General features: G+C 66.9%; 15 protein-coding genes. 12 read left to right on the forward strand and 3 right to left on the reverse strand.

The annotated features are described in order from the left end of the window. Positions 1-5 precede the first annotated feature (5 nt). Both DDZ14_RS09250 and DDZ14_RS09255 read right to left on the reverse strand, forming a co-directional pair. Positions 6-608, reverse strand: coding sequence for a DUF3306 domain-containing protein (locus tag DDZ14_RS09250; RefSeq protein WP_109424683.1), 603 nt, complete (start codon positions 606-608; stop codon positions 6-8). Further along, positions 608-1,159 carry a DUF3305 domain-containing protein gene (locus DDZ14_RS09255; RefSeq protein WP_233252534.1) on the reverse strand — a complete coding sequence of 184 codons (552 nt, stop codon included), beginning with the start codon at positions 1,157-1,159 and terminating at the stop codon, positions 608-610. Before DDZ14_RS09255 ends, DDZ14_RS09250 begins: the two co-directional genes overlap by 1 nt. Before the next feature lie 345 nt (positions 1,160-1,504). Between DDZ14_RS09255 and DDZ14_RS09260 the strand changes: the two genes are divergently transcribed. Next, on the forward strand, positions 1,505-3,460 hold the full coding sequence (locus DDZ14_RS09260) for a 4Fe-4S binding protein (RefSeq protein WP_109424684.1): 1,956 nt from the start codon (positions 1,505-1,507) through the stop codon (positions 3,458-3,460). Here DDZ14_RS09260 and DDZ14_RS09265 read toward each other — a convergent pair. Next, entirely contained in the window at positions 3,454-4,170 is a 717-nt protein-coding gene (locus DDZ14_RS09265; RefSeq protein ID WP_109424685.1) for a cytochrome c, read from the reverse strand. The two genes, DDZ14_RS09260 and DDZ14_RS09265, sit on opposite strands and share 7 nt — an antisense overlap. 86 nt (positions 4,171-4,256) lie before the next feature. Here DDZ14_RS09265 and DDZ14_RS09270 point away from each other — a divergent pair, with 86 nt between their 5' ends. The 11 genes from DDZ14_RS09270 (at position 4,257) to DDZ14_RS09320 (ending at position 16,444) form a co-directional block, all read left to right on the forward strand. Next, positions 4,257-4,454: a DUF6494 family protein gene (locus DDZ14_RS09270; protein WP_109424796.1), complete on the forward strand. Its 198-nt coding sequence runs from the start codon at positions 4,257-4,259 to the stop codon at positions 4,452-4,454. Then, entirely contained in the window at positions 4,454-5,527 is a 1,074-nt protein-coding gene (locus DDZ14_RS09275; protein WP_369914772.1) for an Mrp/NBP35 family ATP-binding protein, read from the forward strand. The genes DDZ14_RS09270 and DDZ14_RS09275 overlap by 1 nt, the downstream gene beginning before the upstream one ends. Continuing rightward, positions 5,524-6,240 (forward strand): biotin/lipoate--protein ligase family protein, encoded by a 717-nt coding sequence (locus DDZ14_RS09280; protein WP_109424687.1) that lies wholly within the window; start codon positions 5,524-5,526, stop codon positions 6,238-6,240. The genes DDZ14_RS09275 and DDZ14_RS09280 overlap by 4 nt, the downstream gene beginning before the upstream one ends. Further along, positions 6,237-6,719, forward strand: a complete 483-nt coding sequence (locus DDZ14_RS09285) for a DUF6505 family protein (RefSeq protein ID WP_109424688.1) — start codon at positions 6,237-6,239, stop codon at positions 6,717-6,719. Before DDZ14_RS09280 ends, DDZ14_RS09285 begins: the two co-directional genes overlap by 4 nt. Positions 6,720-6,785: 66 nt before the next feature. Next, entirely contained in the window at positions 6,786-8,594 is a 1,809-nt protein-coding gene (locus DDZ14_RS09290; RefSeq protein WP_109424689.1) for an ATP-binding protein, read from the forward strand. Continuing rightward, positions 8,591-9,823 carry a sigma-54 dependent transcriptional regulator gene (locus tag DDZ14_RS09295; RefSeq protein WP_109424690.1) on the forward strand — a complete coding sequence of 411 codons (1,233 nt, stop codon included), beginning with the start codon at positions 8,591-8,593 and terminating at the stop codon, positions 9,821-9,823. The genes DDZ14_RS09290 and DDZ14_RS09295 overlap by 4 nt, the downstream gene beginning before the upstream one ends. A 240-nt stretch (positions 9,824-10,063) precedes the next feature. After that, entirely contained in the window at positions 10,064-11,065 is a 1,002-nt protein-coding gene (locus DDZ14_RS09300) for a DctP family TRAP transporter solute-binding subunit (protein ID WP_109424691.1), read from the forward strand. Between the two features lie 75 nt (positions 11,066-11,140). Continuing rightward, positions 11,141-11,830, forward strand: coding sequence for a TRAP transporter small permease (locus DDZ14_RS09305; RefSeq protein WP_109424692.1), 690 nt, complete (start codon positions 11,141-11,143; stop codon positions 11,828-11,830). A gap of 4 nt (positions 11,831-11,834) precedes the next feature. Then, positions 11,835-13,211 carry a TRAP transporter large permease gene (locus DDZ14_RS09310; protein WP_109424693.1) on the forward strand — a complete coding sequence of 459 codons (1,377 nt, stop codon included), beginning with the start codon at positions 11,835-11,837 and terminating at the stop codon, positions 13,209-13,211. Between the two features lie 447 nt (positions 13,212-13,658). Further along, positions 13,659-15,272: an ABC transporter substrate-binding protein gene (locus DDZ14_RS09315; protein WP_109424694.1), complete on the forward strand. Its 1,614-nt coding sequence runs from the start codon at positions 13,659-13,661 to the stop codon at positions 15,270-15,272. Positions 15,273-15,487: 215 nt separating this feature from the next. Beyond that, positions 15,488-16,444, forward strand: a complete 957-nt coding sequence (locus tag DDZ14_RS09320) for an ABC transporter permease (RefSeq protein WP_109424695.1) — start codon at positions 15,488-15,490, stop codon at positions 16,442-16,444. The last annotated feature ends 2 nt before the right edge of the window (positions 16,445-16,446 follow it).

A 16,446-nucleotide genomic window follows, 5' to 3' on the forward strand; every position in this document is an offset into this window, starting at 1 on the left:
CTCCTTCAGGCGAAATCGAAGCGGATGCGGCGCGGGGCCGAAGGCGGGGCTTCGTCCGTGGCGGTTTCGGGTTCGGGCGGCGCGTCGGCGGCTGTTTCCTGTGGTTCGGCGCCAGTTTCGGGCAGGCCCTCGGTTTCCTCCGTCTCGGCCAGGGCCGGCGCATCCGCCTCCGCCTCGCCCGGTTCGGCAGGGGGCGCGGCGGCGTCGGCTTCGGCCGCCTCCGCCATGCTCGTGACGTGTCGCAGCATGCCCTTGCCGACCTGATAGGTGGTCTGCATGTTGGCCATGATGGTGGCGCCGTCGGTGAAATCCTCGCCATAGTCCACGAGGCTGTCGAGATTGGCGAGCATCGGGTTCGACCGCCACAAAACGCGCAGCGCGCGGCGGCGCAGGCGGTCGGGTACCGCGGCCTTCATGAAGGCGCTGAAATCATCGCCCGGCCGCATCTCCTCGGGCGCCTTCAGATTGAGTTCGGCCAGAATCTCCTCGTCGTCCCGTTCTTCCAGCGCGGCGTTGCGTTCGCCCTCGGCGGCAGCTTCGGACGCGCGGACCTCGGCGGCATCCTCGGCGGCGACGGCGGCGCGGCGGTGGGACCAGAAATCGGCCATCAGCTTACCCTCCGCTTGTGCGGGGCGCGGTAGACATCGGACATCTGCGGAATTCGGACATCGCCCTTGCCGTCCTCGACCCGGTCCACGCGGGCGCGGTCGCGCTGGCGCTTGACGAAGATCTCGTCTTCGTGATGGGCCTGCACGAAGTCGCGAATCCAGGCCACCAGACCGTGCGGGATCGGCACGAGTTCGACCTGTTCTTCGCCGCTGTCGAGATAGTCCTGCGCCTCGTAGGGCGAGGCGGTGACGAGAAGCGGCTCGATCGGCTCCGGTCCGCCCGTGGTTTCGCGCATGACGACGGCCACGGTGGGGATGCGCGCCGAAAGCCCGGCGAGATAGGCTTCGGTGTCGGAGGACCACAGTTCCAGCGGCAGCGTTGCGGCGTGGTATTCCACGACCTCGCCCTCGCGCCGCATCTCGAGCCAATTGGCCGGGGCGGCGCCCGGCAGGACCGCGACCGCCTTCCAAACCCATTTGGCCCAGCGTGTAACGCCGGGCGACTTCCGGATAACGATCCCCAAAGGCATCGAAGCGTGGCTGAGCGCCATTCTTGCCGTTTCCTCCCTGGCCGGGGCGCAATGCCCAGCTTGGGAATCAGTTTGAGGCCATTGCGCCCGTCGACCAAGATTTTTCTGGCCGTTCAGCGGGTATGTCGGGGATGTTACCGTCCTGGAGCGGGGTGGCGGGGGTCAAATTGTCCGGGCAACCGGCGGATCGGCGGCGGCATTGGACGAAATGTCCAATATTGGCAAATCAGACTGTATTTGTCAGGAAAATCCGCCCTTTTCAAACCGAATCAGTTGGTTATGAATCCTTACCAATACCGCGCATAAGGCTATGTGCCGCGCGGCGGGGCGGATCCGGGGTTCGGCATGCCCGAATAGGGGAGCATCATGGTCAAGAAGTTGATTTTGTGTGATTGTCTGGGCAGCCAGACCATCGACGCCGGGGCGATCGAGCGCGGCGCGGGGCTCGGCTGCTCGAAAATCCATACCGGACTTTGCCTGCACCAGGCCGAAACCGCCGCCAAGGCCATGGCCGGGGGCGACGTGGCCATCGCCTGCATGCAGGAGCGCGAGCGGTTCGAGGAACTCGCCGCCGAGATCGGAGCCGAAACGCCGCAATTCGTAGATATCCGCGACCGTGCCGGCTGGTCCGACGAGGCCGCGGAGGCCGGGCCCAAGATGGCTGCGCTGGTCGCCGACGCGCTGTTGCCGGAACCGGACACGAAACTGATGGAGGTTGCCTCCGAAGGGCTCTGCCTGATCCTGGGGGCGGCCGATGTGGCGCTGTCTGCCGCCGAACGGCTGTCGGAGGCGTTGGCGGTGACCGTGCTGCTGGACACGCCAGCCGAGTTGCCGGTCAGCCGGGCTTTCGACGTGACGGTCGGGCGGCTCGTCTCCGCGACCGGGTCGCTCGGCGATTTCAGCCTGCGCATCGACGCGCTGCAACTGCTTCAGCCGGGCGGGCGCGGGGCCTTCGGACTGACCGAACCCAGGGACGGGGGCAAGAGCGTCTGCGACGTCATTCTCGACCTGCGCCGCGCGCCGCCGCTCTTTCCCGCGCATCGCAAGCGCGACGGCTATTTCCGCGCCGATCCGGGCGATCCAAACGCGGTCGCCGCGGCGGTCTTCGAGGCCGGGCAGGCTGTGGGGACCTTCGAGAAGCCGCTTTACGTGGCGCTCGAGCCGCAACTTTGCGCGCATTCCCGCGCCGGTCAGACCGGTTGCACCAAATGCCTGGACGCCTGCCCCACCGGCGCGATCAGCCCGGCGGGCGATCACGTCGCGGTGGACCCGAACATCTGCGCGGGCTGCGGGGCGTGCTCGGCGCTTTGCCCGTCGGGCGCGATCTCCTTTGACGCGCCGCCGGTGCGCCATGTTTTCCGCCGGATTGAGGCCATGGCCACGGCCTACCGAAAAGCGGGTGGCACCGCGCCGCGGATGTTGGTGACGGATGCCGGGTTCGGCTCGGAAATGATCTCGCTCGCCGCGCGGTTCGGGCGCGGGTTGCCCGCCGATGTGGTGCCGCTGGAAATGGCCACGCTGGCGGGTTTCGGCCATGCGGAAATGCTGGCCGCGCTGGCCTGCGGTTTCGCCGCGGTGGATATCCTGCCGGCACCCGAGACCGAACGCGACGTGCTGGCGCGCGAGCAGGCGCTGGCCGAGGCGCTGTCGGGCGGGCGGCCCATCCGGGTGCTCGACGCGGATGATCCGGACGGGCTGTCTGAGATGCTCTATTCCGAGCGGCCCGAGGCGCAACCGTTGGAGCCGGTGCTGCCGATGGGCAGCCGCCGCCAGGTCGCGCGGCTGGCGGCGAAGGCGCTCAACCCGGCGGATACGGTGCTGGACCTGCCGGCGGGCGCGCCCTATGGCGCGGTGCTCGTGGACACCGAAGCCTGCACGCTCTGCCTGTCCTGCGCCGGGCTCTGCCCGTCAGGGGCGCTGGGCGACAATCCCGACTCGCCGCAACTGCGGTTCCAGGAGGATGCGTGCCTCCAATGCGGGCTCTGTGCCAATATTTGCCCCGAGGACGCGATCACGCTGCGCCCGCAGATGGACCTGGGCGACGGGGTTATGGCGCAGCGCGTGCTGCACGAGGAAGAGCCCTATGAGTGTATCGAATGCGGCAAGCCCTTCGGTGTGAAATCCACCGTCGAGCGGATCGTGGCCAAGCTGGGCGGCAGCCACTACATGTACGACAGCGAAGACAAGACCAGGATGATCCGCATGTGCGACGATTGCCGGGTGCAGGCGCAGTACCATTCCGCCGACAACCCGTTCCAGGGCGGCGAGCGCCCGCGGCCGCGCACCACCGAGGATTACTACTCCAAGCGCAAGGATCACTGAACTTGGACGGGCGCCCCCAGATCGGCCGGCTCCAGCACGGTGACATAGGCCAGGATCGCGTCGAGCTGGTCCATCGTCAGCTCGACCGGCACGATATGAGCGGGCCGCTCGGGTGGGAAGGGCGGCGTGACCCCCGCGATCTGGGTGAAGGACGGGTGCGGGTTGAGCGTGAAGAAACCCGCGAAACGCGTATCCCAGTCCGCGAAGCCGCGCAGCGCGGCGAAGGACGGGGTGGAGCCGATGCCGCTCATGCGGTTCGCCTCGCTGACCACGTGGCAGCGGCCGCAATGGGTCAGCGCCAGTTCCTCGCCCAGCCGGGCGTTGCCCTCGAACCCGGCGTCGTCCGTGGCCGCCTCACCCGTTGCGGCGCCCGAATAGGGCGGGAAATCGGCGACGGTTCTCTGGCCGATATCCGACAACAGCCAGTCTGCGAAACGGCTGGCATGCTCGCCCTCGGCGGTGATACGATGAATGCTGTCCGGTCCGCTGATGGCCGCGCGCTTTCCGCCGGGGCCAAGGACCGCGTCGGCGGCGTCTTCGGTCAGCGTCACCTGGACGCCGGTCTTGAGCGAGAAGCGCGGCAGGATGAAGTCCATCAGGCCGGACGCCACGAGGGACGGATCGGCGCGCAGCGTGAAGCCGCGCTCCCCAGCCGCGGCCGGGGCGGCGAGCAACAGAAGGGCGAGCGCCGTTCGCAGGATTGCGGACATCAGGCTATCTTGTGTTTGCCGACGGAACCCATCAAGCCTAGGGGCGGGATGCCCCTCGGGTCAACTCACAGCCACGGAGGATGAAGATGAGCGGCGATTTCAACATGTCGATGCGCAAGTATCTCAAGCAGGTCGGCGTGACCTCGCAACAGGCCATCGAGGAGGCGATGCGCAATGCCGGTGACACCGCCGGCAAGACCTACAAGGCCCGCGTCGTGCTGACGGTCGAGGGGCTCGACCTGGAGCATGTGGTCGAGGGCGAGATCACGGGGCAGGAGGACTGATGGCCACGCGCGATGCTGTGCTGGAGGCACTCAAGGCGGTCGCCGATCCGTTGAGCGGCGGGGATATCGTGTCTGCGGGCCTGGTCCGCGCGCTGACCGTCGAGGGCGGGACCGTGCGCTTCGTGCTGGAGATCGACCCGGCGCGGGCCAAGACCTACGAGCCCGTGCGCGCCGCGGCCGAGGACGCGGCGCGGAGCGTTGCAGGCGTGGAGAGCGTCTCCGCGGTCATGACGGCGCATAGCGCGCCCAAGCCGCCGCCCGAGCTCAAGCCGCGCGCGGTGGAACCCAAGGGGCCGCAGAAATTGCCCGGCATCGCGCGGATCATCGCGATCGCGTCCGGCAAGGGCGGCGTCGGCAAGTCCACCGTCGCGGCCAATCTGGCGGTGGCGATGGCGGCCGATGGGCTGCGCGTCGGGTTGCTGGATGCCGATGTCTACGGCCCCTCGCAGCCCCGGATGCTGGGCATTTCCGGCCGCCCGGCCTCGCCCGACGGCAAGACCATCCTGCCGTTGCGCAATCATGGCGTCACGCTGATGTCGATCGGGCTCCTGACGCGCGAGGAGGAGGCCGTCGTCTGGCGTGGGCCGATGCTGATGGGGGCGCTCCAGCAGATGCTGGGGCAGGTGCAATGGGGGGCGCTCGACGTGCTGATCGTCGATCTGCCGCCGGGCACGGGCGACGTGCAGATGACGCTGACGCAGAAGGCCCATGTGGACGGCGCGATCGTGGTCTCCACCCCGCAGGACGTGGCGCTTATGGATGCGCGCAAGGCCATCGACATGTTCGCCAAGATGAAGACGCCGATCCTTGGCCTGGTGGAAAACATGTCCACCCATATCTGTTCCAATTGCGGGCATGAGGAGCATGTCTTCGGTCATGGCGGTGTCAAGGCGGAAGCCGCGAAGCTGGGGGTGCCGCTGCTAGCCGAGATCCCGCTGCATATCGACATCCGAACGGCGTCCGACGGCGGCGCGCCCATCGTGGTGTCGAAACCCGGCAGCCCGCAGGCCGAGGCCTTCCGGGCGCTGGCGCGCAGCCTGACCGCATCCTGGGCGGAGGGCGCGCCTGCATGACCGCCGCGACCTTCCCGCCGCTTCTGACCGGCCGCGCCGTGGATGGCGTGACCGATCCCTTCGCCAAGGCCTGCGCGCTGGCGGTGCTGGGCTGCGACGCGGGGCTGGTGGTCCACAACGTGCAGGCGGACCGGTTGCGCGCGGCGATCGTCTTCGCGCCCGAACGGCCGCTGGAGGAGGCGATGATCGCCCTGCCGGTTTGCGGCATCGGCTTCCAGAACGCGCTGGGCGCGCTCGCCCCGCCGGAGGTTGCGGTCCATCTAACCTGGAGCGGGGGTATCGAGGTCAACGGCGCCGCCTGCGGGCGGTTTCGCGCCGCGGCCTCCACCCGCGATCCGCAGGCCGTGCCGGACTGGCTGGTGATCGGGCTCGACCTGCCGCTTCTGCCCGTGGACGACGATGCCCCTGGCGCGACGCCGGAGCGGACCTCGCTCTATGCCGAAGGTTGCGCCGAGGTGGACGGCGTGGCGCTGCTCGAAGCCTGGGCGCGGCACATGCTCGTCTGGCTCAACACCTGGGAGGACGCGGGCGCGGCGCGCATCCACACCGAATGGATGGGGCTGGCCAAGCGAGTGGGCGAGGCGGTCGCGGTGGACGGGCGGCAGGGCACGTTCCTGGGCGTGGACGAGCGGTTCGGGATGCTGCTGCGCGACGGGCGGGACACGCATCTGATCCCGCTTTCCAGCCGTCTCGAGGAAGGGGAGGCCGCATGAAACTGGCCCGCGCGATCCATTTCGACGAGAGCGACACGCGGATTTTCCACAACCCGGCACGCACCGGCGAATGGGCGATAAGCGGCGGGTTCGAGTTCTCCAACTGGGGCGAGGGCGACCTGGTGGGCAAGGCGCGACAGGCCTTCGCCAACGGGTGGCTCGGGCTGGAGACCTTCGGCCGCGTCACCTTCGTCGCGGTCACGCAGGTCGAGGCGACCGAGGCCGAGGCGCTGGTCCACGGGCTGGCGCGGCATTTCGTCGATATCTACGGCGCGCCCTCGGTTGAGGCGGCGTTGGGCACCGCGCGCGAGGAGATCGCGCATATGGCCGATCTCTGCGAGGATCACGATCCCAACACGCTGCTGACCGTGGCGCGCGAGTTGACCGAGGCGGGGGTGCGCGAACAGTACCGCGCGATCGAGGCGGGCGCGGCCGACATTTCCCAGATTGCCATCCACGGCTCGCTGGACGAGGGCTGACATCCGGCCGCGACGCGGCCCGTAACCGTCTGGCGTTTTCGTCGCGGGCTTTCTAGTCTTGGCGCCATGACCGCTCCTGCCGCAGGCCGTCCCGTTTTCGTCGTCACCGCGCTCTTCCTCGCGGCGGTGGCGCTTTTTTCGGGCGCCGTCTGGTGGCTGGGCTATGGAGCGGCGCTCGATCAGCTTCGCGACCGGGGCCGGGCGGACCTGTCGTTGGCCGCGGACCGTCTGGTGGGCGAGGTGCAGAAATACCGTGAACTGGCTGTGGTGATGGCCGAGCATCCGACCCTGAACGCCCTGCTCGGCGGTGCGCCGGTGTCGGGTGAGGCCGCGCGCATCCTGCGCCGTGCAGCCGACCGCACCGGGGCGCGCGACATCGTGCTGGTGGCCCGTGACGGCAGGGTGCTGGCGCGGGCCGCGCCGGGCGGGCGCAGTCCCGGCCACGCCGACCCGGCGCTGCGGCGCGCGTTCAACGGCGCACTGGGCATGCATCACATGCGGCTGCCGCGCGGCGCGCGGGTCTTCAGCTTCGCCGCGCCGATCTTTTCGGCCGCCGGCGCGCCGCAGGGTGCGGTGCTGGTCGATCAGAACGCCGAGTCGGTGGAGGGGGCGTGGCTGGGCGATCCGCAGGCGGTCTACTTCACCGATGCTTCCGGTGTCGTCTTCGTGAGCAACCGCAGTGAGTTGATGTTCCGTAGCCGCGCGCCGGGCGATGTCGATCCCGCCCGCTTCGGGCACGATCCCGGTAAGCTCGCCGCGTTTCCCGATGTGGATGAGACCCGGCACGGGCCGCACGAGATCTGGCGGATCGACGGCGGTCGCTACCTGCCGTCGCGCGCGTTGCACCTGAGCCAGCCCCTGCCGGTGATCGGGCTGACGGCGGAGTTGCTGGTCGATACCCGCCCCGCGGCGCGGATCGCGGGGCTTCAGGCGGCGGTGGCGGCGGCGACCTGCCTGATCTTCGGTGCGGTGCTTTATCTTTTCGCGCAGCGGCGGCGCGCGCTGGCCGACCGGCTGGCGGTGAAGGCCGCCGCCAATGCGGAGCTGGAGCGGCGGGTGGTGGCGCGCACCCGCGAGCTGTCGCAAACCAACAAGCGCCTGCGTCGCGAGATTGTCGAGCGCGAGGAGGCGCAGGCCGCGCTGACCCGCGCGCAGGACGAACTGGTGCAGGCCAGCAAGCTGAGCGCGCTGGGCCAGATGTCCGCCGGGCTCAGCCACGAGTTGAACCAGCCGCTGATGGCAATCCGGTCCTTCGCCGAGAACGGTGCGCTTCTGGTGGACCGCGGCGAGGCCGCGCGGGCGGGCGAGAACCTGGGCCGCATCTCCGAACTGGCGCGGCGCATGGGGCGGATCATACGCAACCTGCGCGCCTTCGCCCGGCAAGAGAACGAGCCAATCGCGGAGGTCGAGATGGGCGGCGTCGTCGCCGCGGTGCTGGAGATGACCGAAACCCGGATCGCCCGCGCCGGCGTCGATCTGCAGTGGCAGCGGCCCGGCGTCGCGGTGATGGTGCGGGGCGGCGAGGTGCGGCTACAGCAAGTGGTGCTCAACCTCGTGACCAACGCGCTCGACGCGATGGACGGCGCGGCGGAGCGGCGGCTGGAGATCGCGCTGGGCCGTAAGGCCGGAGTTGCGGCGCGCGTGGTGCTGATCGTGCGCGACACCGGTCCCGGCATCGCCGAGCCGCCGCGCATCTTCGACCCGTTCTACACCACCAAGGAGGTCGGCCGGTCCGAGGGGATGGGGCTTGGCCTGTCGATTTCATACGGGCTGGTGCAGAGCTTCGGCGGCGCGATCCGGGGCGAAAACCACCCCGACGGCGGCGCGATCTTCACGGTGGAGCTCGACAGCGCCGACATGGAGGCCGTGGCATGAGCGCCGGGCGGGTCCTGCTGGTCGATGACGACCGCCAGGTGCGCGAGGCGCTGGGCCAGACACTGGAACTGGCCGGGATCGAGGCGATCCAGGCGGGCTCCTATATCGAGGCGAAGGACCACATCGCCGCAGATTTTCCGGGCGTGGTGGTCAGCGACATCCGGATGCCCGGAAAGGACGGGTTTGCGCTGCTCGATTACGTGCAGGGGCAGGACGCGGACCTGCCGGTGATCCTGCTGACCGGGCAGGGCGACATCCCCACCGCGGTGCGCGGGATGAGCGCGGGCGCCTTCGACTTCCTGGAAAAGCCGTGTGCCCCCAAGGCGCTGCTGGCGGCGGTCGAGAAGGCGCTCAAGACCCGCGCGCTAGTGATCGAGAACCGCAGGCTCAGGCGTCAGCTCGAGGATGGCGACGCCGCGGCGCGGATGCTCTTCGGGCAATCCGCCCTGGCCCAGGAGTTGCGCAACCGGGTGCGCCGGGTGGCGCGCGCCTCGGTCGAGGTGCTGGTGACGGGCGAGCCGGGCACCGGCATATCCAAGGTGGCCGAGGTGGTCCACCTGCTGTCGGCGGGCTCGGTGCGGCCCTTCGTGAAACGCTCCGCCGCGTCGGTCACGCCCGAGGCGCTGGACGCCCTGCTGGCCGAGGCCGAGGGCGGGACGCTCTTTCTCGACGAGGTGGCGGCGCTGCCGCCGGGCGCGCAATTCGCGCTGAACGAGGCGCTTGACGCCGACCTGCCGGCGCGGCTGGTCGCGGGCAGCACGCGCGATCTGGGCGCCGAGGCGGAGGCGGGACGCTTCAGCCCCGATCTCTTCTACAAGCTCGACGTGATGCGGGTGCGTATCCCGGCGCTGCGCGAGCGGGCCGAGGACATCCCGGTGCTCTTCCGCCATTACGTCGCCATCGCCTGCGAGCAGGCCGCGCTTCCCGAGCCCGAGATCCCGCCCGAGTTGATCGCCCGGCTGATGGCGCAGGACTGGCCGGGCAATGCGCGCGCGCTGATGAACACGGCGATGCGCTTCGCCATGGGGCTCTCGGAGCCTGCGGTGGATGCGCCGCAGGGGCTTGCGGCGCAGCTTGCGCAGGTGGAGCGCACGCTGCTGGTGGAGGCGCTGAGCCGCGCGGGCGGCAACGCGACCGAGGCCGCCCGCGCGCTCGACCTGCCGCGCAAGACCTTTTACGACAAGCTCGCCCGTCACGGCATCCGGGCGGAGATATATCGCGGGGCTTGAGTCCCGCAAGCTGTGCGGATTTCCGCACAGGTCTCTCCCTTGGATGTGTGGATTCCCGCCGCTCCCGCCCGTCCCGTGCTTTTGGGAAATTGGAAAATCGTGAAAAGACAAGAGCTTGGGATTTCGCATCCGGTGTGGCGAAGTTTCGCTTGAGGCGAGTGCCCAACTCGGCTTCCCTTGGCGCGGACATCCCCGACGGGATGCCGGAAACCGACACAGTTTTCTCTGGGAGGAGATCCGATGAAATTCATCACCGCCGCCGCGGCGACCCTCGCCCTTGGCCTGAGTGCGGGCTCCGCGCTTGCGGCCTGCGACGATGGCGAGATCGTCATCAAGTTCAGCCATGTGACCAACACCGACAAGCACCCCAAGGGCATCGCGGCCAGCCTGCTGGAGAGCCGCGTGAACGAGGAGATGAATGGCAAGGCCTGTATGGAGGTCTTCCCGAACTCGACGCTCTACAATGACGACCAGGTGCTGGAGGCGATGCTTCAGGGCGACGTGCAGCTCGCCGCGCCGAGCCTGTCGAAATTCGAGCAGTTCACCAAGAAGTTCCGCATCTTCGACCTGCCCTTCATGTTCAAGAACATCGAGGCCGTGGACGCCTTCCAGGCATCCGAGATCGGCCAGGCGATGAAGGAGAGCATGGTGCGCCGCGGGCTGCTGGGCCTGGCGTTCTGGCACAACGGCATGAAGCAGATGTCCGCCAACAAGCCGCTGCTGTCGCCCACGGATGCCGAGGGGCTGAAGTTCCGCGTGCAGAATTCCGAGGTGCTCAAGGCGCAGATGGCCGCGTTGGGCGGCTCGCCCCAGCCGATGGCCTTCTCCGAGGTCTACGGCGCGCTGCAGACCGGCGTCGTCGACGGGCAGGAGAACACCTGGTCGAACATCTACGGCAAGAAGTTCTTTGAGGTCCAGGACGGCGTGACCGAGACCAACCACGGCGTCATCGACTACCTGCTGGTGACCAATGTCGACTGGTGGGAGGGGCTGCCCGATGACGTGCGCGAGCAGCTTGCCACCATCGTGGCCGAGGTTTCCCAGACCCGCAATTCGGAGTCCTTCGCGGTGAACCAGGCCGCCAAGCAGGCGGTGATCGACGCGGGTGGCGTGGTGCGCACGCTGACGCCCGAGCAGCGCGCCGAATGGGTCGAGGTGATGAAGCCCGTCTGGGACCAGTTCACCGACGATGTCGGCGCCGAGAACATCGAAGCCGCACAGGCCATCAACGGCGAGAGCTAAGGCGCGAAAAGCCGCCGCATCCCCGGCCCCGACGCGGGCCGGGGTTCCAGCACATGCGAACGGGGGAGGTTGGGCATGTCCACGCATTACGAGCCGGAGACCCTTCTGGGTCGAGCCGTCCATGACTTCGAGGAAACCGTCATCGCGGTGCTCCTGGGGCTGATGACGGCGATCACCTTCGTCAATGTCGTGCTGCGCTACGGCTTCAACACCGGACTCATATGGGGGCTGGAGGCCACGACCTTCCTCTTCGCCTGGCTGGTGCTTTTCGGGATCAGCCACGCCGTCAAGGTCACCGCGCATCTGGGCGTGGATGCGGTGATCAACGCGGTCAACCCGCGGCTGCGCCGCGGCATCGGCGTCCTGGCCGGGCTGATCTGCATGGCCTATGCGTTCCTTCTGCTCAAGGGCGCCTGGGATTACTGGGCCAATTTCGCCAACCTGCCGCAGACCACGGGGCGCTGGTTCCCGACCGGGCTGGAGGAGATGACGCGCACCTCCTTTCGCGGCTGGTACGAGGTCGTCGATGTGCCCATGCCCGAGTTCCTGCGTTTCATCGAACCGCTGATGAACGACGGCGAATCCTATGAGAAACTGCCGCGCTTCATCCCCTATGCGATCCTGCCGGTGGGCATGGCGCTGCTGCTCCTGCGTTTCACGCAGGCCACGCTGCGGCTGCTGCGCGGCGACGCCGAGAGCCTGATCGTCAGCCACGAGGCCGAGGATGCGGTCGAAGACGTGGCACGCATGAACCGGGAGGATTGAGATCATGGAAGTCGCAATCCTCTTCGGGATGATCATCGGTCTGTTGCTGATCGGAGTGCCGATCGCGGTGAGCCTGGGCATCTCCTCGATCCTGTTCCTGCTGGTGCTGGGCGACACGTCGCTGGCCTCCATCGCGCAGACGTTCTTTCAGGCGATGGCGGGGCATTACACGCTGCTGGCGATCCCGTTCTTCATTCTCGCCTCGTCCTTCATGTCCACCGGCGGCGTGGCGCGCCGGATCATCCGGTTCTCCATCGCCTGCGTGGGCCATTTCCACGGCGGTCTGGCGATCGCCGGGGTCTTTGCCTGCATGCTCTTCGCCGCGCTCTCGGGGTCAAGCCCGGCAACGGTGGTGGCGATCGGCTCCATCGTGATCGCGGGCATGCGCGAGGTCGGCTACACCAAGGATTTCGCGGCCGGCGTGATCGCCAATGCCGGTACGCTGGGCATCCTGATCCCGCCCTCCATCGTGATGGTCGTCTATGCCAGCGCCGTCGATGTCTCGGTGGGGCGGATGTTCCTTGCGGGCATCATTCCGGGCCTCCTGGCGGGGTTCATGCTGATGGTCACGATCTATGTCATCGCGCGGCGCCGCAACATGCCCAAGGGCGAGTGGCTGGGCTGGGGCGAGGTCGTCTCCTCGGGGATGGAAGCCGGCTGGGGCCTGCTGCTGATCGTCATCATCCTGGGTGGCATCTATGGTGGCATCTTCACCCCGACCGAGGCGGCCGCGGTCGCCGCCGTCTATGCTTTCTTCATCGCCTGCTTTGTCTATCGCGACATGGGGCCGCTCGCGGGACGGGACGGGGCGCCGAACCTGCATCTGATCAGAAAGCCGATCGCGCTGGTGACGGCCTTCTTCCACCGCGATACGCGCAACACGCTCTTCGAGGCGGGCAAGCTGACCGTGACGCTGATGTTCATCATCGCCAACGCGCTGATCCTCAAGCATGTTCTGACCGACGAGCAGATCCCGCAGCATATCGCGGGAATGATGCTGGAGGCGGGCTTCGGCGCGGTGGTGTTCCTGGTGATCGTGAACGTCATCCTGCTGATCGGCGGGCAGTTCATGGAGCCATCGGGCCTGATCGTGATCGTCGCGCCGCTGGTCTTTCCCATCGCCATCGAACTGGGCATCGACCCGATCCATCTGGGCATCATCATGGTGGTCAACATGGAGATCGGGATGATCACCCCGCCGGTGGGGCTCAATCTCTTCGTGACGTCCGGCGTGGCGGGCATGCCGATGATGCGGGTTGTACGCGCCGCGCTGCCCTTCCTGGCGGTGCTCTTCGTGTTCCTGATCATGGTGACCTACATCCCCTGGCTCTCGACCTACCTGCCGACGATCTTCATGGGCCCCGAGATCATCACCAACTAGACGCGGATGGGTGCCATGCGGGCGCAGCACTGCGGGAATCGCGCCGGCGCGGTGCGGCTGGCGTGGGCCGCACGCGCGCGAACCGCCGGGCACAGCGAAAAAATATGCGATGGGAATGCAGCTCGTATACGAAGTGTATACAAAAATATACTACTTTAGTCTAACTGAAATCTGTCACCATTTCAAAAAGGTAACTTGCCTCAACCCAAGCGCCTTGGCCGAATGATGTCGTTTTTGATGCGTGCGGTGGCGCGCGAGATACGCGGAAAAGTCATATTTCCTCTTGGAACCAAAGGGAAAAATGTGCTTCTGTTGCCTCGATGCCGCAGGGGGCGCTCGGCCCCGCGTCGGAATCGACCAAGAACAGCCCTCGGGAACTGAGGGGGGGATACGAAGAGTTGCGCGGCGCCGGAAAGGCCCGGAACGCAACACACCAGTGGAGGTACTATGACGAAATCAACCACTCCCGAAAGCATGGAGCGCCTCGTAGAGGCTGCCAAGCGCGGTCGCGTTTCGCGCCGCGCCTTCATGAACTACGCCATGGCGGCCGGGATCACGTCCACGACCGCATCCGGTCTGTGGACCACAACCGCCGCACAGGCCGCACCGCAGAAGGGCGGCACCTTCCGCCTGGGCACGCATGACGGCAACACCTCGGACAGCCACGATCCGGGTACCTATCTCAGCTTCTCGATCATTCAGCTTGCGCATACCTACCGCAGCTACCTGACGCTGATCACGCCCGAAAACGATCTGGGTCCGGATATCGCGGAATCCTGGGAAGCCACGCCGGACGCGAAGAACTGGACGTTCAAGATCAACAAGAACGCCAGCTTCCACAGCGGAAAGCCGGTGACGGCGGATGACGTGATCGCGTCGATGAATCTTCACCGCGGCGAGGACAGCACCTCGGCGGCAACCGCACTGCTGAAGGACGTTGACGACATCGTCAAGGATGACGAGCACACCGTCACCTTCAAGCTGGCCTCCGGCAACGCGGATCTGCCCTGGCTGATGACGGACTACCACCTGGCCATCGTGCCCGGCAACGAGGACGGCAGCGCCAACTGGCAGTCCGGCGACGGCTCCGGCCCCTACAAGATCGTCGACAACCAGTTCGGTGTGGGCGCGCAGCTTGTCCGCCACGAAGGCTGGCACCTGGAAGGCGCCTATTTCGACGCGGTTGAACTGGTCGTACTCAACGACCCGAACGCGCGTCAGACCGCGCTGGTCACCGGCGATGTGGATGCCGTCACGCAGCTCGAGCTCAAGACGCTTTCGCTGCTTCAGCGTTCGCCCGACATCGAGATCGACAACGTGCCGTCGGCCGCGGCGATCACCATGCCGATGTTCTGTGACCAGGCGCCGTTCGACAATGTCGATGTGCGGAACGCGCTGAAACTCTCTTTGAACCGGCAGGAGATCATCGACAAGATCGCCTTCGGTACGGCGACGATGGCGAACGACTTCCATCATTCGCCGGCCATGCCCTACTGGCCCGACGATATCGAACAGCGCCCGTATGATCCCGATCAGGCCAAGTCGCTGCTGAAGAAGGCCGGCGCCGAGGGGCTGTCGGTCAGCCTCAGCACGGCGGACAGCGTGTTCTCGGGTGCGGTGGACATGTGTGTGCTCTATGCCGAGCACGCCAAGGCCGCCGGCATCGACATCAAGGTGCAGCGCGAGCCTAATGACGGCTATTATTCCGATGTGTGGCTGAAGAAGCCCTGGTGCACCGTGCAGTGGGGTGCGCGTCCGACGCCGGACGTGATGTACTCGCTGGCCTACAAGGACGATGCCGCCTGGAACGAGAGCCACTGGCAGAACGAGCGCTTCAACGTGCTGCTCCGCCAGGCGAAGTCGGAGCTCGATCAGGACAAGCGGGCAGAGATGTACCGCGAGATGGCAATCCTGGCGAAGGACGACGGCGGGACCGTCATTCCGATGTTCACGAACTTCGTCTATGCGCGGCGCAGCAACGTCAAGCATACCGGGAAGCTCGCGGCGAGCTGGCAGTGCGACGGCGCACGCGCTTGCAGCCGCTGGTGGTTCGAAAGCTGACAAGACATGGGGGCCGGTTCCGAAAGGGACCGGCCCTTCGCTCGGCAAGGGCGCGCCATACCGCACCGCAAGCGGATCGCGCCGGCTTCCCGCCCTCTCCGTCCCGTCTCAAGCGACATCAGAGCGCGCAGCGGACAAATCCCCGGAGAACGGCGCCGAGGGAAGCTCAACAATAAGACAGTCCGCGAGGCGAAGCGGACAAGTGGAGGGACGACATGAACGATGTTCTAAGCATCATCGTAAAACGGCTGGGGCTTGGGCTGGTCACGCTGCTGATCATTTCCATTCTGATTTTCTTTGCCGTCGAACTTCTGCCCGGCGACATCGCGCAAGCGGTGCTCGGCATGGGCGCCACCGAGGAAAACCTGGCCGCGCTGCGCGAACGCATGGGGCTCAACGATCCCGCACCTGTCCGGTACCTGGACTGGTTGGCCGGCGCCGTGACCGGCGATTTCGGCGTATCGCTGGTAACCGGCGAAAGCGTGGCATCGAGGATCGGACCGCGCTTCGTCAACACGCTCTTCCTGGCAAGCTACGCCGCCGTGATCGCGGTGCCGGTGGCGATCATCCTGGGCGTCATCGTCGCGCTGTTGCGCGAATCGATCTTCGACCGGGTGGCCAACGTCGTGACGCTGACCTTCATCTCCTCGCCCGAGTTTTTCCTGGGCTACATCCTGATCCTCTACTTCGCGGTCCAGACCGGCTGGTTCCCGTCGCTCGCACGTATCGACGACGGGATGAGCTTCTTGGAGGTGCTGGAGCGGACTTTCCTGCCCGCGCTGACCATGGTGCTGGTCGTCACCGCGCATATGATGCGCATGACGCGCGCCTCGATCATCAACCTTCTGGCCTCGCCCTATATCGAGATGGCGCGGCTCAAGGGGGTTCCGGCCTGGAAGGTGATTGTCAAGCATGCGCTGCCCAACGCCTGGGCACCGATCATCAACGTCGTCGCGCTGAACCTGGCATACCTCATCACCGGCGTCGTTCTGGTGGAGGTCGTGTTCGTCTATCCGGGCATCGGCCAGACTCTCGTCGATGCGGTGTCCAAACGTGACTTCCCCGTCGTTCAGGCCTGCTGCCTGATCTTCGCGGCCACGTTCATCCTGCTGAACCTGGCGGCCGATATCGGAGCGATCCTGACCAATCCGCGCCTGCGGCATCCGAAGTGAGG

Source organism: Maritimibacter sp. 55A14 (assembly GCF_003122205.1).
Lineage (GTDB): Bacteria > Pseudomonadota > Alphaproteobacteria > Rhodobacterales > Rhodobacteraceae > QEYE01.